12 protein-coding genes are annotated in these 23,391 nt (G+C 64.7%); 10 read left to right on the top strand and 2 right to left on the bottom strand.

Annotated features, from left to right (window positions below; all coding sequences use genetic code 11):
- Positions 1-479 precede the first annotated feature (479 nt).
- On the top strand, positions 480-1,448 hold the full coding sequence (locus tag HEP69_RS22310) for a glycosyltransferase (RefSeq protein WP_290560723.1): 969 nt from the start codon (positions 480-482) through the stop codon (positions 1,446-1,448).
- A gap of 3 nt (positions 1,449-1,451) precedes the next feature.
- Here the strand turns inward: HEP69_RS22310 and HEP69_RS22305 are convergent, their stop codons facing one another.
- Complete coding sequence (locus tag HEP69_RS22305) at positions 1,452-2,201, bottom strand: WecB/TagA/CpsF family glycosyltransferase (protein WP_290560722.1); 750 nt, start codon at positions 2,199-2,201, stop codon at positions 1,452-1,454.
- Between the two features lie 240 nt (positions 2,202-2,441).
- Here HEP69_RS22305 and HEP69_RS22300 point away from each other — a divergent pair, with 240 nt between their 5' ends.
- From HEP69_RS22300 to HEP69_RS22265, 8 genes are all read left to right on the top strand, one after another.
- Complete coding sequence (locus tag HEP69_RS22300) at positions 2,442-3,896, top strand: hypothetical protein (protein ID WP_290560721.1); 1,455 nt, start codon at positions 2,442-2,444, stop codon at positions 3,894-3,896.
- A gap of 298 nt (positions 3,897-4,194) precedes the next feature.
- Positions 4,195-10,611 carry a type I polyketide synthase gene (locus HEP69_RS22295; RefSeq protein ID WP_290560720.1) on the top strand — a complete coding sequence of 2,139 codons (6,417 nt, stop codon included), beginning with the start codon at positions 4,195-4,197 and terminating at the stop codon, positions 10,609-10,611.
- 3 nt (positions 10,612-10,614) lie between these two features.
- Positions 10,615-11,640, top strand: a complete 1,026-nt coding sequence (locus HEP69_RS22290) for a glycosyltransferase family 2 protein (protein WP_290560719.1) — start codon at positions 10,615-10,617, stop codon at positions 11,638-11,640.
- A complete protein-coding gene (locus HEP69_RS22285; protein WP_290560718.1) occupies positions 11,637-16,184 on the top strand; it encodes a MupA/Atu3671 family FMN-dependent luciferase-like monooxygenase in 4,548 nt (1,515 codons plus the stop codon). Before HEP69_RS22290 ends, HEP69_RS22285 begins: the two co-directional genes overlap by 4 nt.
- Before the next feature lie 83 nt (positions 16,185-16,267).
- On the top strand, positions 16,268-16,879 hold the full coding sequence (locus HEP69_RS22280) for a 4'-phosphopantetheinyl transferase superfamily protein (protein ID WP_290560717.1): 612 nt from the start codon (positions 16,268-16,270) through the stop codon (positions 16,877-16,879).
- A 19-nt stretch (positions 16,880-16,898) separates the two neighbouring features.
- Positions 16,899-17,852: a hypothetical protein gene (locus tag HEP69_RS22275; protein ID WP_290560716.1), complete on the top strand. Its 954-nt coding sequence runs from the start codon at positions 16,899-16,901 to the stop codon at positions 17,850-17,852.
- A complete protein-coding gene (locus tag HEP69_RS22270) occupies positions 17,849-19,582 on the top strand; it encodes a hypothetical protein (protein WP_290560715.1) in 1,734 nt (577 codons plus the stop codon). The genes HEP69_RS22275 and HEP69_RS22270 overlap by 4 nt, the downstream gene beginning before the upstream one ends.
- On the top strand, positions 19,579-20,424 hold the full coding sequence (locus tag HEP69_RS22265; protein ID WP_290560714.1) for a glycosyltransferase: 846 nt from the start codon (positions 19,579-19,581) through the stop codon (positions 20,422-20,424). The genes HEP69_RS22270 and HEP69_RS22265 overlap by 4 nt, the downstream gene beginning before the upstream one ends.
- Here HEP69_RS22265 and HEP69_RS22260 read toward each other — a convergent pair.
- Positions 20,421-21,635: a glycosyltransferase family 4 protein gene (locus tag HEP69_RS22260; protein ID WP_290560713.1), complete on the bottom strand. Its 1,215-nt coding sequence runs from the start codon at positions 21,633-21,635 to the stop codon at positions 20,421-20,423. The two genes, HEP69_RS22265 and HEP69_RS22260, sit on opposite strands and share 4 nt — an antisense overlap.
- Before the next feature lie 235 nt (positions 21,636-21,870).
- Between HEP69_RS22260 and HEP69_RS22255 the strand changes: the two genes are divergently transcribed.
- Positions 21,871-23,229 (top strand): oligosaccharide flippase family protein, encoded by a 1,359-nt coding sequence (locus HEP69_RS22255; RefSeq protein WP_290560712.1) that lies wholly within the window; start codon positions 21,871-21,873, stop codon positions 23,227-23,229.
- Positions 23,230-23,391: the final 162 nt, after the last annotated feature.

Raw genomic sequence — 23,391 nt, 5'->3', positions numbered from 1 at the left:
CCCCCAACCCAAAACCCCCCCCCATAAAAAACCCGGGCACCCCTCCCGGTGCCCCCCGGAGCGCCTTCAGCCCAAGGCAATGCGGCTCCATCTTCGCCCATTGATGATCTCGGATGACAAACCTGCTCGTGTCCATTCAGACCTCCCTTTTGGGAGCTTGAATCAGAACTTAAGCTGTTAGGGAATCCTGAATCTCAACAGACCCTAGAAGGCCGCCTGCCCGTTGCATTGATCGCAGAGCGCGCTAGGCTGCGCCGAAACACCGCTGAGACTGAAAGCGCTCCATGACCGATTTAGACATCCACCGCCGGATCCGGGCCGCGTTGACCCAGGTGCCGGAGCCAGGGCCATTTCCCCAAGCCCAGGCGCGCGTCATGGTGCAGTTCTTGGTGTCATGAGTGACCTCTAGATGATTTTTATGTTTTTAAGCAAATTCTTAAGATCCAAAGCTCATGTGTTCTGAAACCACAGATCCACCGATGACCGCCCCTCCGGCCCTTGATGCGGTCGTGATCGGACGCAACGAAGGAGCACGGCTGATCGCCTGTCTGGAAAGCATGAGGGATGATGTGCGCCGCATGATCTATGTCGATTCCGGATCAGAGGATGGCAGCGTGGAGGCTGCTCGGGCCCTGGGCGCCGAGGTGGTGGAGCTGGACCCAGCCCGACCGTTTACGGCAGCCCGGGCGCGCAATGCGGGCCTTGCGCGCCTCGATGGCACCACCGATTTCGTGCAATTGGTCGATGGCGATTGTGCGCTGCGGCGCGGCTGGATCGCGGCGGCATCCCGATATCTGAGGGACAACCCCCAGACCGCGGTTGTCTGCGGCCGCCGGCGTGAGCGGCATCCCGAGGCCAGCCTCTATAACCGGCTGTGCGATGCCGAATGGGACACGCCCATCGGTCCCGCGCGCGCCTGCGGTGGGGATGCGTTGATGCGGCTTGGCGCCTTGCGTGCGGTGGGCGGGTATCGCGACGATCTGATCGCCGGAGAGGAGCCAGAACTGTGCGTCCGACTGCGGCAAGCCGGTTGGGTTGTCTACCGGCTGGACCATGAAATGACCTGGCATGATGCGGCGATGACCCGGTTCCCCCAATGGTGGCGTCGGGCCTGGCGGGCGGGCCATGCGTTTGCCGAAGGCGCCGCGCTGCATGGGGCACCGCCGGAACGGCATTGGGTCACCGAAACCCGCAGGGCGCTGATCTGGGGGCTGGTTCTGCCGGTGGCGGTGCTGCTGGGCGCCGTGATCTGGCCCGGGGCGCTTGTACTTTTGCTGATCTACCCGGCGCAGGTACTGCGGCTGGCCGCCAGAAAGCGGATTTCCCGCGCGGGCTGGGAGCAGGCGCTGTTCTCGGTGCTTGGCAAATTCGCCGAGGCGTTTGGCGTTGTCGACTATTGGCAAAAGCGTCTGCGCGGTCAGCACGGGAGGATCATTGAATACAAGTGAGCCTCAGCGCCGCAACCGCCACGCGGCCCAGACCTGCCCCGGCAGGATTGCGATACACCGCGCATAACGTGGGCCCAGCCGCAGTGGATCGGTCAATGCGCGCCAGAGCCACTCCAGCCCCAACCGCCGCATCGCCTGCGGCGCCCGGCGCTGATGGCCACCCAGAAAATCCAGACCCGCGCCGATCGAGGCAAACCCGACCGAGGGTGCAAGCACCCGTCCGCGCGCGGCCAACGCCTCCTGCCGGGGTGCTCCCAGCGCCAGAAAACACAATCCGACATCACGGGTCGTAAGATCCGACAGAATGGCCGTCGCTTCCTGGCTCTGGGCATCGAACCCGAACGCGGGCGATCGCTGCATCACAATCCGAAGGCCCGGCGCGGCGCGGCACAGAGCCTCGGCGGCATCCGCCAACGCGGCCTCTGTGCTGCCCACAAGCGCGACCGCGACACCCTCCTGGGCTGCCAGTTGGGCCAGCGGCATCACACTGTCGGATCCTGGCACCAGCCCGACCGGTCTGCCCGCCAACCGCGAGAGCCATACAATTGGCCGTCCATCCGCGACAATCAGATCCTGCTGGGCATAGATCGACGCAAAACCGGCATCGCCCGCCATCTTGACCAGATGATCCAGATTGATCGTAGCCAGCGCGAACCCTTCGCCTGCGCGAAACCGGCGGGTCACCTCGGCTCTTAGGCTGGGCCAATCGGGCACATTGACCCCGATCACATCTGTGCCGAAACTGAACTGCATTCTTGCTCCTGCGTGCTGCGCCTGTCTTAGAGCCCGCGATGGGCTCAGGCCAGTCTTGCCCGCGCCCGCCATCAAAATGACGTCAAGAATGGCGCAAAGCGTTGTAACTGTGCCATTATGTCGCCGCCTTTTGTTGCCACCTTCCTTGGCGAGGCAAAAAACGGCAGGCGCCACCACCCGGACCTAACCGGACGGGCGTGACGGAACACGAAAAGGATACCGGGGAGCGCCCCGCGAACCATGGGCAACGGACTTGCATATCTGATGCTGGCGATCTGGCCGGCGGTCTGTGTCGCGTTCTTTGCGCGGCTCAGTCTGGAGCGTGCGCTGATTTGGTCGATCATCGGCGCCTATATGCTGCTGCCCCCGATTACCGAGTTCGACCTGCCGCTGGTCCCCGACATGGACAAGTTTTCCATTCCCAATGTCGCGGTGCTGCTGATTATCGTGGCGTTCTTGGGGTTGCGCCCGTCCTTCATTCCGCGCCATGGCATCACCAAGCTGCTGGTTGCCGCGATCCTGCTGGGCACGGTGATCACCGTCCTGACAAATTCCGACCCGATCAAGTTCCTGGTGCGCACCGATGCGCTGCCAATCGAATTCAGCTATGGTCAATTGCCCGGGCTGCGGGTCCTGGACACTTTGTCTGTCCTGTCCTCGCAGATCATCATGCTGATTCCGTTCTTTCTGGCGCGGGCATATCTGTCGACCGACAAGGGCCTGCGCGAGCTGATGTTTGCGATCCTGCTGGCGGGGCTGATCTATACCATCCCCGCCTTGATCGAGATCCGGCTCAGCCCGCAGATCAACACCTGGGTCTATGGCTTTTTCCAGCACAATTTCCTCCAGATGATGCGCGAGGGCGGGTTTCGCCCGATTGTCTTCATGCCGCATGCGCTGTGGCTGGCGCTCTTTTTCGTGATGGCGCTCTCGGCCGGAGCGGCGCTCGTGCGGGCGGCGGAACCGAAACATCGCTGGCGCTATCTGCTGGCGACCTTTTACCTGGTGGTGGTTCTCTACCTTTCCAAAAGCCAGGCGTCACAGCTTTATGCCCTGCTCCTGCTGCCGCTGATCCTGTTTGGGTCGGCGACATGGCAGATCCGGGTTGCGGTCGTCTGTGCGCTGATCGCGGTGATCTATCCGATGCTCCGGGGCCTTGGCCTCGTGCCGCTGGACCTGATCCTGGCCAAGGCCCAGGCACTGGACCCCGCCCGCGCTCAATCCCTGGAATACCGGTTCTGGAATGAGGAACAGCTGTTGGCGCGCGCGGCCGAGAAACCGGCCTTTGGCTGGGGCGGCTGGGGCCGCAACCTTGAGCGGGATCCCCATACAGGAGAGATCGCCACCATACCCGACGGGCGCTGGATCATCGTCTTTGGCACCTTCGGCTGGATGGGATATATCGCGCAGATGGGGCTTGTGGCCCTGCCCATCGCTCTGGTGGCCTGGTACAAGCGCAAGCTGCCGACAGTCCAGATGTCGCCGCTGATCGCGCCGCTCTGCCTGATGCTGGGCATCACAATGATGGACATGCTGCTGAACGACACGCTGGTGCCGATGACCTGGCTGCTGGTGGGCGCCATTCTGGGCTATGCCGAACGGTTCGCGCCCGAGCGGCCCGGCAAGAAGCGCCCTTTCCCAGAAGGGCCGGCCATCAACCGCAGGCACAAGCCTGATCGACGCACGGTGCTGTGATGCCAAGCGGATGGACCCAAAGACGCCCCATTCCGGCCCGTTTTCCGGCGGTAATCCGCCCGCGAGCCTGTCGCAATGGTTCTGATTACACTACAGTCCTAGGCGTAAGACCCGGTATTGTTCGGTTTTTGGCAACATGTCACAAAAATGCCTTAAAAAGGGTCCGATCTGATCATGAAGTTGGGGCGCTGCTGAGCTATGACCATCGCCGGTGGTGGTTGATATGTATGAGTAACCTTTGGCCCTGTGATCCCTTCGGGGGTCACGGGACCGAACTGGTCAAATGAACGGATCCGCCATGCCTCACACAGATCGTCTTTCCGTCCAGGATGATGACATCGCCATCGTCGGCCTTGCCGCCCATGTGCCCGGCGCCGAGGACGCGCTGGCATTCTGGCGCAATCTGCGAGACGGTGTCGAATCCATCAAGGTGCTGGACGAAGAGGCGCTCTTGGCTGCCGGCGAGCGCGCGGATCTGGTCTCCAGACCCAACTATGTCCCCTCCTCCGCGCCGATGGACGGGTTCGACATGTTCGATGCGGAGTTTTTCGGGTTTTCACCGAAAGAGGCCGCGATCCTGGATCCGCAGCACCGCAAGTTTCTGGAGATCTGCTGGCAGGCGATGGAAAATGCAGGCCACGTCCCCGAAGAGTTCAGTGGCGATATCGGTGTGTATGCAGGCTGCGGGATGGGCAGCTATTTCTATTTCAACATCTGCTCGAACCCCGATCTGGTGCGTGATGTGGGCATGTTCCTGTTGCGCCATACCGGCAATGACAAGGATTTCCTCTGCACCCGGGTCAGCCATGTGTTCGACCTGAACGGGCCGTCGGTGAATATCCAGACCGCCTGTTCCACCTCTCTGGTGGCGCTGCATTACGCGGCACGCGCGCTGCGCGAGGGCGATTGCGACATGGCGCTGGCGGGCGGTGTGACCATCGAGCTGCCGCAGGGGCGCGGCTATCTCTATAAGGAAAACGAGATCCTGTCGCCCGACGGTCATTGCCATGCCTTCGATCACCGGGCGCAAGGCACGGTCTTTGGCTCGGGCGCGGGGGCTGTGGTGCTGCGCCGTCTGGGCGACGCGGTGGCCGATGGCGATCACATCTATGCCGTGCTCAAGGGCAGTGCGGTCAACAACGATGGTGCTGCCAAGGCGGGATATCTCGCGCCGTCTGTCGATGGGCAGGCCGCAGCCGTGCGCGCAGCCCTGAATGCCGCCAAAGTACCCGCCGACACAATCGATTATGTCGAATGCCACGGCACCGGCACCTATCTGGGCGACCCGATCGAGGTGTCGGCCCTGACGCAAGCCTATCGCGCCGAGACCAATGAGGAGGGGTATTGCCGTCTGGGCTCGGTCAAGACCAATATCGGGCATCTGGATACAGCCGCCGGCGTGGCCGGTCTGATCAAGACCGCGCTGGCGCTAAAACATGGGCAGATCCCGCCCTCACTGGGATACGAGGCGCCCAACCCCGCGATTGATTTCGACACCAGCCCTTTTCTGGTGAACGACCGGCTGACCGACTGGACCTCGGCAAAAGGCCCGCGCCGCGCGGGCGTGAACGCGCTGGGCGTGGGCGGCACCAACGCTCATGCCATTCTGGAGGAGGCGCCCGTCAGCCCGCCTTCGGAGGAGAGCGACTGGCCCTTTCACGTGATCGCCGTCTCGGGGCGGAGCAAAGCCGCGCTTGAGGCCAACACCGCCGCTCTGGCCGCGCATCTGCGCGCGCATCCCGATCAACCGCTCGCCGATGTAGCCCATACCTTGAAGAACGGTCGGCGCGGGTTCGACAAGCGCCGCATCGTGGTCGCCGAAACCCACGACGAGGCCGCCACCCTGCTGGAGGGCGGCGATCCACACCGCGTCTTTACCCATGACCGTTTGGGCGACACGCCCGAGGTTGTCTTCATGTTCCCCGGCGGCGGCGCGCAGCATCCCGGCATGGCGCAGGATCTTTACGAGACCGAACCGGTCTTTGCCGAATGGATGGACCGGGGCCTGGATCACCTGCAAGCGCAGCTTGACTATGACATCCGCGCGCTCTGGATGCCCGCACCCGAGGCGGCAGAGGCCGCGGCCCGGGCCTTGCAAAAGCCCTCCGCGCAATTGCCGCTGATCATGATCGTGGAATATGCGCTGGCGCAGCTCTGGCTCAGCTGGGGGGTGCGGCCTGCCGCGCTTATCGGGCATTCCATGGGCGAGAACACGGCCGCCTGTCTGGCCGGAGTGATGCGGTTTGAGGATTGCATTGACCTGGTGCTGCTGCGCGGGCGGCTCTTTGACACCGTGCCGCGGGGCGGCATGCTCAGCGTGTCGCTGGCCGAGGAGGATCTGCGCCCGATTCTGGGGGCCGATCTGGATATCGCCAGCGTGAATGCGCCGGGGCTGTGCGCGGTGTCGGGGCCGCAGGCGGCGCTGGATCGCCTTTCGGCGGATCTGACCGGACGCGGGGTGGATCACCAGCGGGTGCAGATCGATATCGCGGCGCATTCGCGCATGCTCGATGCGATCCTGCCGGAGTTCCGGGCGTTTCTGCAACGCCTCGACCTACAGGCGCCCAAGATCCCCGTCATCTCCAACCGCACCGGGGCGCCGCTCACCGATGCGCAAGCCACCGATCCCGACTATTGGGTCGAACAGCTGCGCAACACGGTGCTTTTTGCCCGCGGGATCGAGACGCTGTCGCACGCGCCCAACCGCGTCTATCTGGAGGTCGGCCCGGGCCGCGCGCTCAGTTCGCTCGCGCAGATGGCGCCCGGCGTGAAATCCGCGCAGGTGCTGCCGACACTGCGCCATCCCGATCAGGCGGTCGCCGACGATCTGTGGTTTCTGACCGTGATCGGTCGTCTCTGGGCCTGCGGGGTGGAGGCCGACTGGACCCAGATCTGGGGCGAGGCGCGGCGCTGCCGCGTGCCCCTGCCCGGCTATGCCTTCCAGCGCAGCCGCTATTTCATCGAACCCGGACAGGTGGCCGCCGATGCGCCCCAGGCGCTGATGCGCCAGCCCGAGATGGCCGATTGGGGCTATGCCCCGGTCTGGCGGCCCAGCTATGCGGCCTGCGATGTGGATGTGACGACTGGTTTGGGCACGGCGCCCGGCAACTGGCTGATCTTCGAGGATGACGCGGGCGTGCTGGCCCCGGTCATCGACCGGCTGGAGGCCGCAGGTCACCGCCTGCGCATTGTGCGCGCGGGCGACAGCTTTGCCCAATTGCCCGACGACCGCATTACCCTCGCCCCCGAAGAGGGGCGCGCGGGTTATGACGCGCTGATCGACGCGCTGGGCCAGGATGGCCCCCTGCCCGACCGGATCGTGCATGGCTGGCTGATCACCCGCGACGAGACACACCGCCCCGGGTCGAGCTTTTTCGACCGCAACATCCAGCAGGGATTTTACAGCCTGCTGCATCTGACACAGGCGCTGGGCGATGCGGGGGCGGAGGCGGCACAGATCACTGTGCTGACCTCGGGTGCCGCGCAGGTCGCGGCAGAGGCGCTGCCCTATCCCGAAAAGGCGATGATCGCAGGCCCCGTCGGCGTGGCCCCGCGCGAGTTTCCGGGCCTGACGATGGCGACGCTCGATATCGAGCTGGCGCCGAGCCCGGCGCCCAAGGGTCTTTTTGCCCGCAAGCACGACACGCCCGAAGAGCCTGCGCTGACGCAGACGATCCTCGAAGAGGTGCTGGCCGAGCCCGGCGCCACCATCGCCGCGTGGCGCGGCGGCAAACGCTATCAGCAGCGCTATGCGCCCGCAGCTCTGACCGAGACCACCCGGCCCGCCTTCCGCGACGGTGGCACGTATCTGATCACCGGCGGTTTTGGCGGCATCGGTCAGGCGCTGGCGACCGAGCTTTTGGGCGCCCACAACGCCAATGTCGTCCTGCTGGGACGTCACGACCTGCCGCCCCGCGACCAGTGGGAGGCGCGTGCCAAGGGCAACGGCCCGACCGCGCGCCGCATCCGCGCGCTGCAAGCGCTCGACGCACATGGCGGTCAGGTCACCGCGATGGCCGCGGATGTGGCCAATATCGACCAGATGCGCCGCGTGCGGTCGCAGATCGAGGCACTTTATGGCCCCGTCACCGGTGTTCTGCATGCGGCGGGCCATATCGACGACGCGCCGATCCTGACCAAGGAGGTGGCCGATATCGAGGCCGTCTTTGCCCCCAAGCTGCACGGGCTGAAGGTGCTTGAGGAGGTGTTTCCCGACGGCACGCTCGAGATGTTGGTGCTCTTTTCGTCCTCCTCCACCGCGACGCGGCCTGCGGGCCAGGTCGATTACGTGGCCGCCAATGCCTGGCTCAATGCCGCCGCGCAAGCGCGCAAGGGTGGCAAGACGCGGGTCTTTGCGATCAACTGGGGCGTCTGGGCCGAAGTCGGCATGGCCGCCGACGCCATGGCCCGCCGCACCGGTGGCCCGGTGGAGGTTGCACGCAGCCTGATCTCCGGCCCGCTTCTGCAAGAGGCGGACGGAGCGCATGGTCTGCATACCAGCCTCGCCGACAGCCACTGGATCTTTGACGAGCACCGCACCAAATCCGGACAAGCGCTGCTGCCGGGCACCGGTTTTATCGAGCTGGCTGCCGAGGCCGCGCGCGAAACGGGGCACGCGATGCCGTTCGAGATCGCCGATCTTTATTTCTTCCGTCCCGTCGAGGCGCAGGACCAGCCGCGCGAGATCACCGTCTCGGTTGACCGCGACGGCCCCGCCACCCTGCTGGAGATCCGCAGCGATGCACAGCTTGGCGGGCGCAGGGGCACTCAGCTTAACGCGCAAGCCACGCTGATGCCGGTCCCCAAGGCCACGCCGGTGGCCCATATCGACCCGCGCGCGATTGCCAAACGCTGCACCCGGACCGAGACCGGCTCGGGCGGTCACCGCCTGACCTCTCCGCAGGAGGCGCATCTGGCCTTTGGTCCACGCTGGCATGTGCTTCAATCGACCGCCCTTGGGACAGGTGAAGGTCTTGCAAGGTTGACCCTGCCGGAGGCCGCCCGTGGCGATCTGGACCAGGGCTATGTGCTGCATCCCGCGCTGATGGATCTGGCGACCGGTTGGGCGATGGGGCTGATCCCGGGCTATACCGGCGGACATCTCTGGGTGCCGCTCAGCTATGGGCGCATCCGGGTTCACCGCACGTTGCCTGCCGAAATTCTCAGCTGGGCGCGGCTTGTCTCCGGCAGCTCGGACACCGGTCAGGTCCGGTTCGACATCACGCTGTGCGATGCCAATGGCGCCGTGATCGTCGAAATCGAGAGCTTTACCATGCAGCGCATCGAGGCCGCCGACGGCTTTGCCACGGCCCCCTTGACAGAGGCCGAGATTCGCTTTGAAGACAGCGCCGCCACCGCCCCGCTATCGCCCGAGGAAGAGCGGCTGATGCACAATATCGCTCAAGGTATCCGCCCCGAGGAGGGGGCCGAGGCGCTGCGCCGCGCGCTGGCGCTGGGTCGGGCGGATGTGGTCGTCTCCTCCCTGCCGTTGCCCGCGCTGATCGACGAGGCCGGGCGCAGCATGGCCGCCACCGGCGAGGATAGCGCCAGTTTCGAACGCCCCGACCTCGACAGCGATTTCATCGCACCGCGCAACGACGTCGAAGAGGCGCTCGCTGGGTTCTGGCGCAAGCTTCTGGGCCTCGACCAGGTCGGCATCGCCGACAGCTTCTTCGATCTGGGCGGGCATTCCCTGATCGCGGTGCGGCTCTTTGCGATGATCAAGCGCGCATTCGATGCCGAATTCCCGATCTCGCTTTTGTTCGAGGCGCCCACAATCGCCGATATCGCCACCCGGATCGCCGAGGCGACCGGCCGCAGCCTGGATGGCGACGCGCCAAAGACGCCGGTCGCGAAACCAGATACGCCGGGTTTCGTGCATCTGGTGCCGCTGCAAAAGGGCGACGGCGGCACGCCGCTTTTCATCGTGGCGGGCATGTTCGGCAATGTGCTGAACCTGCGCCAGCTTGCGGTGCAGATCGGCCGCGACCGCCCGGTCTTCGGCTTGCAGGCGCGCGGGCTGATCGGATCGGACGCCCCGCATGAAACGATTGCCGAGGCCGCCGCAGATTATATCGCCGAGATGCGCCAGGTGCAGCCGCAGGGCCCCTACATTCTGTCGGGCTTTTCGGGGGGCGGCATCACCGCCTATGAGATCGCCCAGCAACTGGAGGCCGAAGGCGAAACCGTGTCCCTGCTGGCCATGCTCGACACGCCGCTGCCGGTGCGCCCGTACCTCACGCGGCAGGACAAGGCGCTGATCAAGCTTCAGGAGTTCCGCCGCAAGGGTCTGGGCTATCTCGGCGAATGGGCCACCAACCGCGTCGCCTGGGAGATTGCGCGCAGGCGGGAAGCCGAGGGCGCAGAGCCCGAAGGATCGGAGTTCAACAACGACAAGATCGAGATGGCCTTCCGCGCCGCCGTCGCTGCGTATGAGCTGCGCGGCTGGGACGGCAATCTGGTGCTTTTCCGGCCCCCGCTGGATCTGCATTGGAAGGTCTCTGGCGGGCAGTATGTGAGTGCGGCGCGCGAATATGTGCTGCCTGACAATGACTGGACGCGGTTCGTCCCGAACACCCGCGTGATCGAGGTGCCGGGCGATCACGACAGCATGGTGCTGGCCCCCAATGTGCGCGTGCTGGCCGCGCGTCTGGCCGCGGAAATCGCCGCCGCCGAGGCCGCGCGCCCTGCATCGCGCATGAGTGCGGCGGAATAGAGCATGACCCAGCCCACGCTTCTGACCATCGTGCTGAATTACCGCACGCCGCAGATGACGCTCAAGGCGGCAGAGGCGGGCCTGCGCGAGATGGCGGGCATCGCGGGTGAGATGATCATCGTCGACAATGACAGCCAGGACGGCAGTTTCGAGATGCTCGGCCAGGAGGCCGCCGCGCGCGGCTGGACCGAAGACAACCGGGTGCGCGTTCTGGCCTCGGGTCACAATGGCGGCTTTGGCGCGGGCAACAACTTTGCCATGCGCCATGGGCTCAGCGATGGCCGCGCGCCGGATTTCGTGTACCTTCTGAACTCCGACGCGTTCCTCGATCCCGGGGCGATCCGGCATCTGATGGCTTTTATGGCCGAAAGGCCTTTGGCGGGTTTTGCGGGCAGTCACGTGCGCGGTGAGGATGACGTCTATCACACCACGCATTTCCGCTTCCCCACCATCGCCGGAGAGCTGGAGCAGGCCGCCAAGCTGGGCGTCATCTCGCGCCTGTTGCGTCACGCCACGATCCCCATGCCGCCCTCGGACGGGCCGGTGCGGGCCGATTGGGTGGCAGGCGCCTCGATGCTGATCCGGCGCGAGGTGCTGGACCAGATCGGGCTATTTGACGAGACGTATTTCCTTTACTTTGAGGAAACCGACCTTTGCCTGCGGGCCGCGCGCGCGGGCTGGCAGACCTGGTTCGTCCCGTGCAGCCGCACGGTGCATATCGGCTCGGTCTCGACCGGGATGAAAGACTGGGGCCGCGCTCCGACGTACTGGTTCGACAGCCGCCGTCATTATTTCCTGAAAAACCACGGGCGCGCCTATCTGGCGCTGGCCACACTGGCGCGTGTGGCGGGCGGTCTGATCTGGCGCGCGCGGCGGCTGGTCTCGCCCCGTCCCTTGGCTGAACCGGAGCGGTTTCTGCGCGATCTGATCGCCCATGCGATCCGCGCGCATCTGCCCGGGCGGCACAGCCAGGTTCCAGCGACCTATTCTCAGGCACCGCATCAGAATTTAGCGAAGGACATTAAATGAAGACCTTTTCAGCGATTGTCATCGGGGACGAATCCCTTCTGGTCAGCTGTAGCGAGATTTGGCTTGCTCAGGGCCATACCCTCACAGCGGTGGTGACCCAAGATGCCGAGATTGCCGGTTGGGCCACTCGTCACGGGGTCGAAGTGCTGCAAAAGCTCGGCGATCTGACCCAGGCCCATGCCGCGGACTGGCTCTTTTCCATTGCCAACCTTCAACTGATCCCCGAGCCCATTCTGGCGTTGGGACGCCAAGGCGCGGTGAATTTCCACGACGGACCGCTGCCTGCCTATGCCGGGCTCAACGCACCTGTATGGGCAATCGTGAACGGTGAAACCCAGTTCGGGGTGAGCTGGCATGTGATGGAACCCGGCGTGGATCGGGGCGATCTGCTGGCACAGCATCAGGTCGAGATCGCAGCGGATGACACCGCCTTCTCGCTCAACGCCAAATGCTATGCCGCGGGCATCGAAAGCTTTGAGACCGTGCTGCACGGGATCGAGACCGGCACGCCCGATGCGCAGCCACAGGATTTCGGCCAGCGCAGTTACTGCGCGCGGGATGACAGGCCCGAGGCCGGGGGTCGGCTGAACCTCGGCGCGCCCTCCGCCAGGATACTGGCACTGATCCGCGCGATGGATTTCGGAACCTACTGGAACCCCATGGTTCGGCCCAAGCTGGATACCGGCACCACCCTTCTGGCAATCCGCGACGCCAAAGCGCTGGACGCAACCGACGCCGCCCCTGGAACCGTTCTGGCGGTCGGGGATGGGACGGTCGATGTCGCCTGCGCCGATGGCGTGCTGCGCCTTGGCGGACTGACCGATCTTGACGGTCAAGCAGCAGACCTGCCGCCGATTGGGGCGGCTCTGCCGGTGTTTTCGCCGCAGCAGGACGCGGCATTGCGAGACGCCTATCAGGCCATCGCACCGCATGATCCGTTCTGGCGCGGACATCTGGCCGAATGCGCGCCGCTCCGGTTGCAGGCCGCGGGCCCGGGCAATGAGGCACCGGAATGGTCCAGCCTGCCCGTCGATTTGAGCGATAACGCGCTGGCCGCGACCCTGCTTTGGGCCCGGATCAGCACCGGGAGAGAGGCGCACAGCACACTGGCCGTAGCCCCTATCACCTTGCAGGAGGCCTGTCGCACAGCGCCGGGGCATTTTGCGGACTGGGTTCCGCTGGGCCTGCCGTCGGTCGCGGCAACCCGCGGCGATCTGTTGACACAGACCACCGACCGGCTGGAGATCATCGCAAATCGCCAGAGCTTTGCCCGCGACCTCGTGCTGCGTGACCCCGCGCTGAGCGCGCTGGAGGTCCCGGATATCGGCCTTGCCGCAGGCGATAGCCCGATTGAGGGCACGGTGCTGACGCTGACCCCCGATACTGGTGTTCTGCATTACGATGGCACCCGTATCGACGCCGGATTTGCAAAACTCCTCGCGGATCGGCTGACCCATATCGCGTTATGGCTCGCCGATGCCCCGGATGACGCCGCGCTGAGCGGCTGCCCGCTCCCCAAGGCCGAACGTGCCCTGCTGGACAGCTGGAACGCGACCGAAACCGAGTATGACCGCTCCCTGACCGTGCCCGCAGCAATTGCGGCGCAGGTGGCGCGTACACCGGATGCGACCGCAATCGTCTTTGAAGATCAATCGATAACCTATGCGGCGCTGAACGCGCGGGCCGATGCCATCGCCGCCGAGCTGGCGCGCATGGGCGTAAGACCCGGCGCGCATGTGGGCCTCTACAGTCAGCGCTGCATCGACATGGTTGCCGCGGCAATCGGCATCATGAAGGCGGGTGCCGCCTATGTCCCGCTTGATCCCGGCTATCCCGCAGACCGCATCGCGCATTACATCCGCGACAGCGAGACCCGCGTCATCGTGACCCAAGCCGACATCGCGCCGGACCTGCCCCGCGCGGATGCGCAGCACCTGATCCTCGATCAGGTTCCGACCGCGGGGACAGCTTCGACACCACAACCGGATCCGGAGGACATCGCCTATCTGATCTATACCTCGGGCTCTACGGGGTTGCCCAAAGGGGTGATGGTCTCGCATCGTAACGTGATCAATTTCTTTGCCGGCATGGATGCGGAGGTCGATCCGGCTCTGGGCACGACCTGGGGCGCCGTGACCTCGATGGCGTTCGACATCTCGGTGCTGGAGCTCTTCTACACCCTCGCGCGCGGCTTCAAAGTGGTGCTGATGGGCGATGAGAACCGCGCCGCCGTGTCAAACGGGCCGATCCGTCTGCCGGGCAGGAAGATCGACTTCAACCTCTTTTACTGGGGCAATGACGATGGTGTTGGCCGGGACAAGTATACGCTGCTGCTGGAGGGCGCGAAATTCGCCGATGCCCATGGGTTCAACGCGGTCTGGACACCGGAACGGCATTTTCACGCCTTTGGCGGCCCCTACCCCAACCCGTCGGTGACGGGCGCTGCGGTCGCCGCCGTGACCCGCAATCTCAGCGTACGGGCGGGCAGCTGTGTGGCCCCGCTGCACCACACCGCGCGCATCGCCGAGGAATGGGCCGTGATCGACAACCTGACCAACGGGCGCGCGGGCCTGGCCATCGCCAGCGGCTGGCAGCCGGATGATTTCGTGCTGCGCCCCGAAAACACGCCCCCCCAGAACAAACCCGCCATGTACCGCGCGATCGAGGATCTGCGCAGGCTCTGGCGCGGTGAAACGGTGGAGTTCCCCAAGGCCGACGGCACGCCGCATGCCGTGCTGACGCAGCCGCGCCCGGTATCCTCGGACCTGCCGATCTGGGTGACGACCGCAGGCAACCCCGCCACCTGGCGCGAGGCCGGGGAGATCGGTGCCAACGTCCTGACCCACCTGCTGGGCCAAAGCATCGACGAGGTGGCCGACAAGATCGCGATCTATCACGACGCGTTGCGCGGCGCGGGCCATGATCCGGATGACTTCCAGGTCACGCTGATGCTGCATACCTATCTGGCGGCAGACCGTGAGGCCGCGCGCGATGTGGCGCGCGAGCCAATGAAGGACTACCTGCGCTCGGCTGCCGGGCTGATCAAGCAATATGCCTGGGCCTTTCCGGCCTTCAAACGGCCCCAGGGCGTGAACAATGCGTTCGATATGGATCTCGGCTCTCTGGACGGTGACGAGCTCGAAGCGATCCTCGATTTCGCCTTTGAGCGGTATTTCGAGGATTCGGGCCTCTTCGGCATGGTCGAGGACGCCCTCGCACGGGTCGAGCAGGTCAAGCGCATCGGCGTGACCGAAGTGGCCTGCCTGATTGATTATGGCATCCCCGTTGCGCAGGTGATGGAGGGGCTCAAACCGCTGGCACGGGTGCTCAAGGCCGCCAACGCGCCGGTTGAGCTGGCAGAGGATGACTTTTCGCTCGCGGCCCAGATCATTCGCCACCATGTCAGCCATCTGCAATGTACCCCGTCGATGGCGCAGATCATTGCGATGAACGACGAGGCGCGGCTCGCGATTTCGGGGGTCAAGCAGATGATGATCGGAGGCGAGGCGCTGCCCGGAGCGTTGGTGCGCGATCTGCGCCGCGCGACACGGGCCGGGATCACCAATATGTACGGACCCACCGAAACCACGATCTGGTCATCGGTCGAACGGGTGAGCGATGACAGCCCCGCGGTCATTCCCATCGGCACACCGATTGCCAACACGACCCTGCATGTCCTGGATGCCGACGCGCATCCCGCACCCATCGGCGTGCCGGGTGAGCTGTGCATCGGTGGCGACGGGGTCACGCCGGGCTATTGGCAGCGCGCCGATCTGACCGCGGAACGGTTCATCGCCTTCGGCGCCGAGCGGCTCTATCGCACGGGCGATCTGGTCTGTCGGGACGCCGACGGTGGTCTCAGTTTCCTTGGGCGCAATGACAACCAGGTCAAGATCCGCGGCCAGCGGATCGAGCTGGGGGAAATCGAGGCCGTGATGACCGAGATGAGCTTTGTCACTCAGGCCATTGTTGTGGATAGAAAAACACCCACCGGAGATACCGCCCTGGCCGCCTATTTCACGGCTTCGGGTCCAACGGAGGAGGCCGCGCTGCGCGATCACCTCACCGCATGCCTGCCCCAGATCATGGTGCCCACGACCCTGACCCAGCTTGCGCAGTTTCCGCTGACCCCCAATCGCAAGGTCGACCGCAAGGCCCTGCCCGATCCGCAGCCCGCACGACCAATGCCAATGGCCACTCCCGCTGCTGTGGCCAATCCGGTCGGCACCGCCCGTCAAATCGCCGAGATCTGGACGCGGATCCTCGGCGTGCCCCAGATCGCGCCGGATGACAATTTCTTTGCTCTGGGCGGTCATTCGCTGCTGGCTGTCCAGGCGCATCGCGAGATCAAGGCGGGGCTGGGCCGGTCGGACATTTCGATCACCGACATCTTCCGCTTTCCCACTCTGAGCGGTTTGGTCCAGCATATCGACGGAGCTGATGCCGCGGAGGAGGCCGCGCCTGCCATCACGATGCCATCGCGCGGTGATGTGATGTCGAAACGCAAGGCAATGCGCGCAAATCGTGGCGCCCGAACAGGATGATGATGCCGCTGCAAAGCCCTGTCACTAAATGCCTTTCTGATCTGGAAACGCGTATATGTGCGCTCTTTCCGCGCTCTGTGTCGGTGGCGGCGACTGATCCGACCCAGCCGCGCCCCGCCGCGTTCCCGCAGGAGGCGGCGCATTTGCCCCAGATGCGCGAAGCGCGCAGGCATGAGTTTCTGGCCGGTCGCGCGGCGTTGCACCGTGCGATCGCCGGTCTGGGATGGGCGCCGCAGCCGATACCAATCCGCGCCGATCGCGCCCCGGATCTGCCTGTGGGCATCTGCGCCAGCCTGTCGCACAGCCGGACGCTGTGCGTTGCTGTGGCAGACCGGCTTGAGACCACGGTCGGGCTTGGCCTGGATCTGGAGCCTGCCACACCGCTTGATCGTGGGCTGTGGCCCACCGTTTGCACCCGGGCCGAGCGGGGCTGGCTGGCAGCGCAGCCCGAGGCCGAGCGCGGTGTTCTGGCCAAGCAGATCTTCTGTGCCAAAGAGGCCGCCTATAAGTGTCAATACGCCCTCACTGGCGTGCTGCTTGATTTTGACGCCTTCGAGATCACGTTTGCAGATGGTAAACGGTTTTTTGCCACCATCCGTCAGCCCGTGGCCAGTTTCACGGTCGGAGACCGGATCCACGGCCGGATGGATCGGGTGGCAGGTCACATTGTCACGGCCACGCGGATACCGGCGTGACACAGAGGGGGTAACGCGTATGGCTCCAATTCGGCTCACGACAGTGGCGGCAGCGATGGTTGTTCTGCTGACCGGCGTTCTTGTCTATCAGACCTGGACACAGCACCAGCGTCAGGCACTGCTGGAGGCCGCGCATGCGACCTCATTGACGCCGCCGCTGGAGCCGATGCGGGTCTTTCATCTGGGCCATTCGCTGGTGGGCCGAGACATGCCCGCGATGCTGGAACAGCTTGCGGGCCCCGGCCATACCCACGCAAGCCAGTTGGGCTGGGGTACGTCCCTGCGCGAACATTGGTACCCCGATCAGCCGGTCAACGGGTTTGAACAGGAAAACGATCACGACCATTTTCGCCCCGCGCGCGACGCTGTCGGATCGGGCGAGTATGACGCGGTGATCCTGACCGAGATGGTCGAGCTGCGCGATGCGATCCGTTACCATGACAGCCCGACCTACAAGCATATCTGGGCCGATTTGGCGCGTGCCGCCTCGCCCGATACGCGGGTTTACCTCTATGAGACCTGGCACAGGCTGGATGATCCCGACGGCTGGCTCGACCGGCTGGATCAGGATTTCGACGCGCTCTGGCGAGGTGAATTGCTGGCCGGCGATATCACCGCCTCGGGCACCGAACGCGCGACACGTATCATCCCCGCCGGGCAGGTCATGGCCGAGTTCGTGCGTGCCATCGAGAGCCAAGGCGGTGTCGGCAATATCGGCGACCGCACGGCGCTTTTTGCGCGCGATGCGAATGGAGAACAGGACATGATCCATCTGAGCGATCCGGGCAAATACCTGGTCGCCCTCACCCATTATGCGGTGCTTTACAAGCGCTCGCCCCTCGGATTGCCCGCCCAGCTCAGCCGCGCCGATGGCTTGCCCGCCGACGCCCCCTCTCCCGAGGCGGCGCGGCTGATGCAGGAAATCGTTTGGCGCGTCGTGCGGCGCTTGCCAGAAACTGGGGTTGGGTCATGAGGGGCTGGCTCCGGTCGATGGGGCTTGCGCTATTTGTTGCAGGGGGCGTGGCCCGCGCCGATGGGTTTGAGCCGGTCACGCCCGTCAGCCCTCAGGCAGCGGTCCCGATGATGGTCAACCTGGCGCCGCTCGCCGATTGGGGGGTGCAGCAACCCTTCATGGACCGCATGAAGGTGGCGCGCCCCTGGATCGGGCATCTGCCGCGCCGCTGGGGCGGTGTCACCCACGACGATCTGGCTGCCCGCGGTCTGCTCGATGCCGATGGCTGGCCCACCCAGGTGCCGCATGATGTGACCTCGGTTGCGACGCTGATCATGGTCGATCTGCCGGCCGAGGCCACCTCGCTTGCCGGTCGCTATGTGCTGCGGTTCGAGGGCGACGGCATTGTCGAGGCAGGCGGGCGGGCCAGCAATCAACGTTATGGCAAAAACCAGGTGTCGTTCGATTTCACCCCCGGCCCCGGCGGGGTGGAGGTCAAGATCCAGCGTTCGGACCGGGCGCGCAACGGCGACTATGTCCGCAACATCACCGTGGTGCGCGAGGACCGGGTGGAGACCTTCGATCAGGGCGCGATCTTCAACCCCGATTTCCTGGCGGTGATCGACGGGTTCGAGGGCCTGCGATACATGGACTGGATGCACACCAACAACTCCACCCTGTCGGAGTGGGCCGAGCGCCCCCGCCCGGGCGATTACACCTATGTCTGGCGCGGTATCCCCGCCGAGATCGTTATCGAGCTGTCGAACCGAACCGGCACCATGCCTTGGGTGACGCTGCCGCATCTGGCTGATGACGGCTATTTCCGCGGCATGGCCGAACTGATCGCGGCACAGCTGGACCCGGATCTGCCGGTCTATGTGGAATATTCCAACGAGGTCTGGAACTGGTCGTTTCAGCAGGCCCACTGGGCCGAGGAGCAGGCCCGCGCACGTTGGGGGATCGAGCATCGCTGGTTGAATTTCTACGGCATGCGCGCCATGGAAATGGCGCAGATCTGGCGCGAGGTTTTTGCCGACGCGCCGGACCGGCTGGTCACCGTGATGGCCGTCCAAGCCGCCTGGCTGGGGCTGGAGGATCAGGCGCTGAGAGCCGAGCATTGGCTCAGCGAAAGCCCCGACAACCGCCCGCCCCACGGGTTCTTCGATGCCTATGCGATCACCGGCTATTTCTCCGGCAATATCGGGACCGAGCAGGGCGCACCCATGGTGCATGAGTGGCTGGACGAAAGTGCCGCGCGGGCCGAAGCCGCCGCAGATGCCGAAGGTTTGACCGGGGCGGCGCGCACCCGTTTTATCGACACGCATCGCTATGACCTCGCCTTTGCGCTGGCGGGCGCCGAGATGCTGGATGGCAGCATCAGCGGTAACCCTGAGAATTCGATCCAGGATCTGGTGACCCGGGTGCTGCCCTATCACCGCGAGATCGCGGATCGCTACGGGATGGAGCTGATCATGTATGAGGGCGGCACCCATATCGTGGGTCTGGGTCCGGTCATGGACGACACCGAAATCGACGCGTTCTTTCGCGCGTTCAATTACAGCGAGGAGATGGGCGCGCTTTATACCCATCTGCTGGCCGGTTGGGCGGCCAACACGGATGGTCCGTTCAATATCTACAACGATGTCTATCGCCCGCTGAAATGGGGCAGTTGGGGTGCCCTGCGGCATCTGACGGATGAAAACCCCAGATGGGACGCGATCCAGCTTTTCCTGAAGGGCCCGGACGGATGAGCCAGAAACCAGTCCTCAGCGTGCTGATCCCGGCCCATGACGAGGCGGGCTGGATCCCACGATGTCTTGACGCCGTGGCGCATTCACAGGGCGATCTGCCGGCCCGCGAGATCATCGTGATTGCCAATGCCTGCCGTGACCGCACCGCCGACCAGGCTCTTGCCATGCGCCCCGCACTGGACGTCGCGGGGTGGATCCTGAACGTGATCCAGACCGACACGCCGGGCAAGCTCAACGCGCTCAATCTTGGCGACAGCGCCGCGCTTGGCGACATCCGGGTGTATCTCGACGCCGATGTTCTGGTGGGACCCGGCCTTGTCGCGGAACTGGCCGGGGTGCTGACCACAGATCTGCCCCGCTATGCCACCGGCAGCCCGCGGATCGCGCGCGCCGCCAGCAGGATCAGCCGCGCCTACGCGCGGTTCTGGGAACGCCTGCCTTTTGTCAGAAGCGGAGCGCCGGGATTTGGTCTTTTTGCCGTCAATGCAGCGGGACGCGCCCGATGGCAGGAATGGCCCGATATCATCGCCGACGATATGTTCGCGCGGCTGAATTTCACGCCCGATGAGCGCATGCGTGTGAGCGCCCGCTATGACTGGCCTCCGGTCGAAGGGTTCGGCAATCTGATCCGGGTGCGGCGCAGGCAGAACGCAGGCAATGCCGAACTGGCGCGCGCCTATCCCGAACTGATGCGCAATGAGGACACGACCGGCCCCGGTATGGGCGAACTGGCGCGGCTTGCCCTCAACGATCCACTGGGGTTCGGGGTCTATGCCGGGGTCAGACTGGGCGTACGCAGCCCGCTTTTCTCCAGCGCCCATCGCTGGGCCCGCGGGCGTTAACCGGCAGGTCCGGACACCGCCTGCATATAACGCAAGAGCTTGCCTGCCTCGCGCGCACTGTCATGGCGCAGCATTGCGCGGTCGCGCCCCGCCTGCCCCATCTCCCGCAGGGTCGAGATCGGCACGCGCGCCATATCTGCGACCGCCTGCGCCAGCGCCGCGTCATCGCCCGCGGGCACCAGCCACCCGGTCTTTCCCGGCTGCACCAGCTCCGGAATGCCCGCGATATAGGTCGCGATCACGGGCCGGGCGGCGGCCATCGCCTCCATGATGACCATCGGCAGGCCTTCGGCGAAACTGGGCATCACCAGCGCCGTGGCGGCGTCCAGTTCGGCCCGCACGCCTGCCTCGTCCAACCAGCCGGTAAGCGTCACGTGATCGTTCAAACCGGCCTCGGCAATTGCCGCCTCCAGCACGCCGCGCATCTCCCCGTCACCCACCAGATGCAATGACACATCAAGCCCCTTGGCGCGCAGACGCGCCATGGCGGCGATCAGCACAAGCTGGCCCTTCTGTTCCGAAAACCGCCCGATCGAGACGAGCCGAACAGGCCCCTCCGGCACCGGTGTCGGCTCGGTGAAACGCGCGGTCTCGATCCCGCAATGAACCACATGCAGGCGCGGCCAATGCGTGGCCTCGACCCAGCGGCACAGCTGGCTGCGGCCGAATTCGCTGACCGCAACGGTAAAGGCTGCATGCTCTATCTTGGTCCCCAGCGACAGCGCGCGGGGCGCGTCGAACTCTTCCGGCCCGTGTACGGTAAAGCTGTAACCGGGACCGCCCAGAGCCTGGGTCAGGCAGGCCACCGCCGCGGCATTGGTGCCGAAATGCGCATGCATATGGTCAATCCCCGCCTCGCGCGCGGCACGCGCGACCAGACAGGCCTCGGCCAGATAAATCAGATGGCGCAACCGCCCCGCTTCGGATCTGGCGCCCAACCGCAGGGCCAGGCGCAGCGCCGCGCCAAAGACACGCGGTGCCTTGAGGGCCTGCCTGAGAAGGCCGCTCGTCAGCCCAAATGCGCCGGCATCCAGGATATAGCCGGTGCGCTCCGCTTCTGCGTGATCCAGCGGATCGACCAATGGAACCGAGGCGCGGCGCATCGCCAGCCGCAAAACAGGCGTGCCCTCAGCCTCGATCGCGGCCAGTTCGCGGCGGATGAAACTGTGGGAGGGTTGCGGATAGGTGTTCAGAATATAGGCGAGCTTCACCGGGGCGTGTCCGTTCGTTGCAGCCCCAGTCCTAGCGGGTGCGGACGCGTGTGGAAAGACTCATGGCGCGTGCGGGCACCAATCCGCCATCCCACCCTCTACTGTTTCACCTCGCCCGACGAACCGATGCCAAGGCCGACCCGAAAGACACAAAGCCCCCCTTTTCCATGGCCATGATTGACGCGTTCCCCTTGCGCCAATAGCGTCCCGATCAATCAGGGTAAGGGACAAGAATGTGCAGCTGACACAGCTTATTCACGGCAATCGGCTGATGGCGCGGATTATGCGCAGCGCCTCATGGGTGATTGTCGGTTATGGCACCAGCCAGGCGCTCCGGCTTGCGTCGAACCTGATCCTGGCGCGCATCCTCTTTCCCGAAGCGTTTGGCCTGATGGCGCTGATCACGGTGGTGACGATCGGCCTTTCGCTGTTCTCGGACGTTGGGATCAGCCCGTCGATCTCGCAGAGCAAGCGCGGCGACGATCCGGAGTTTCTGGACACGGCCTGGACCATTCAGGTGATCCGGGGTGTGATCCTGACGGTGATCACCTTCCTCCTCGCCCGACCGATGGCCGAGTTTTATGACGAGCCGCTCTTGGCCACCTATTTGCCGGTGGCTGGGTTGTCGCTCCTTGTTGCGGGATTCATTCCCACGCGGGTCGAGACGGCAACCCGGCATCTGATGCTGGGGCGTCTGACGGGACTGGATCTGACCGCGCAGGTGATCGGCCTGGCTGTCATGATCGGGCTGGCGCTGCTGACAGGGTCGGTGTTTGCGCTGGTCTTGGGAACCGTGGTGCAGACCATTGTGCGGCTGATCCTGACCAGCAGATACCTGCCCGGTCACCGCAACCGCCTGCGCTGGGACAAGAGCTCAGGACAGGAGTTGATCGGGTTCGGCAAGTGGATCTTTCTGTCCACCGCGTTCTTTTTCCTCAGTTCGCAGGGCGACAAGGCGATCCTGGGCAAATATCTCAGCCTTTCCAGCCTGGGGATCTATAATATCGGCTTTTTCCTGGCCAACTTTCCCCTCGCTTTGGGGATGAACCTGACACACAAGCTGTTGATCCCGATCTATCGCGAGTGTCCCCCCTGGGAGAGCGCGGAGAACGCGGCCAAGATATCGCGCATGCGGCATCTGATTACCCTGCTGATCATGGGGATGCTGGCGGTGATGGCACTGAGCGGTCCGTGGCTGATCGGCGTGCTTTACGATGACCGTTATGCGCTGGCAGGCGGCATCGTGGTTCTGATCTCCATGGCCAAGATGATCCAGTCCATCGGGCTGACCTACGACAACACGGCGCTCGCCGCGGGCAATTCGCGCGCGTTCTTTGTCTATACGGCCAGCCGTGCGACCTTTCAGGTGACCTTTCTGCTGATCGGTGTGATCAATTTCGGCCTGATCGGGGCGTTGATCGGATTGGCCTGTGCCGCGATGCTGACCCATCCTGTGTTGATCTGGCTGTCACGCAAACACCGCGCCTGGGATCCCAAACATGACCTGATCTGGTTCGGGATCTTGATTTGCCTCGCGACGGCGGTGCTGTGGTTGAATGGCGGTGCCATCCGCGCGTTGGAGCAAATGATCTAATCAGGGCCTTACGCTTAGGCGCTTCCTGTAAAGCCGGTGGCATGCGCCGTTCGACAGAGGACCGGCAGTCGTGGGAGGGGCGGATCTTGCTGCGTCTCACGTCGCTTTGCTTTGCGGCTTGCACGGCCCGGCCCGGTCTGGCGCTTTGCCCCTATCCCGGCA

It is taken from the genome of Aestuariivita sp. (genome assembly GCF_021404545.1).
In the GTDB taxonomy this organism is placed as follows: domain Bacteria; phylum Pseudomonadota; class Alphaproteobacteria; order Rhodobacterales; family Rhodobacteraceae; genus Aestuariivita.
This window is presented reverse-complemented; position numbering and strand designations above follow the sequence as displayed.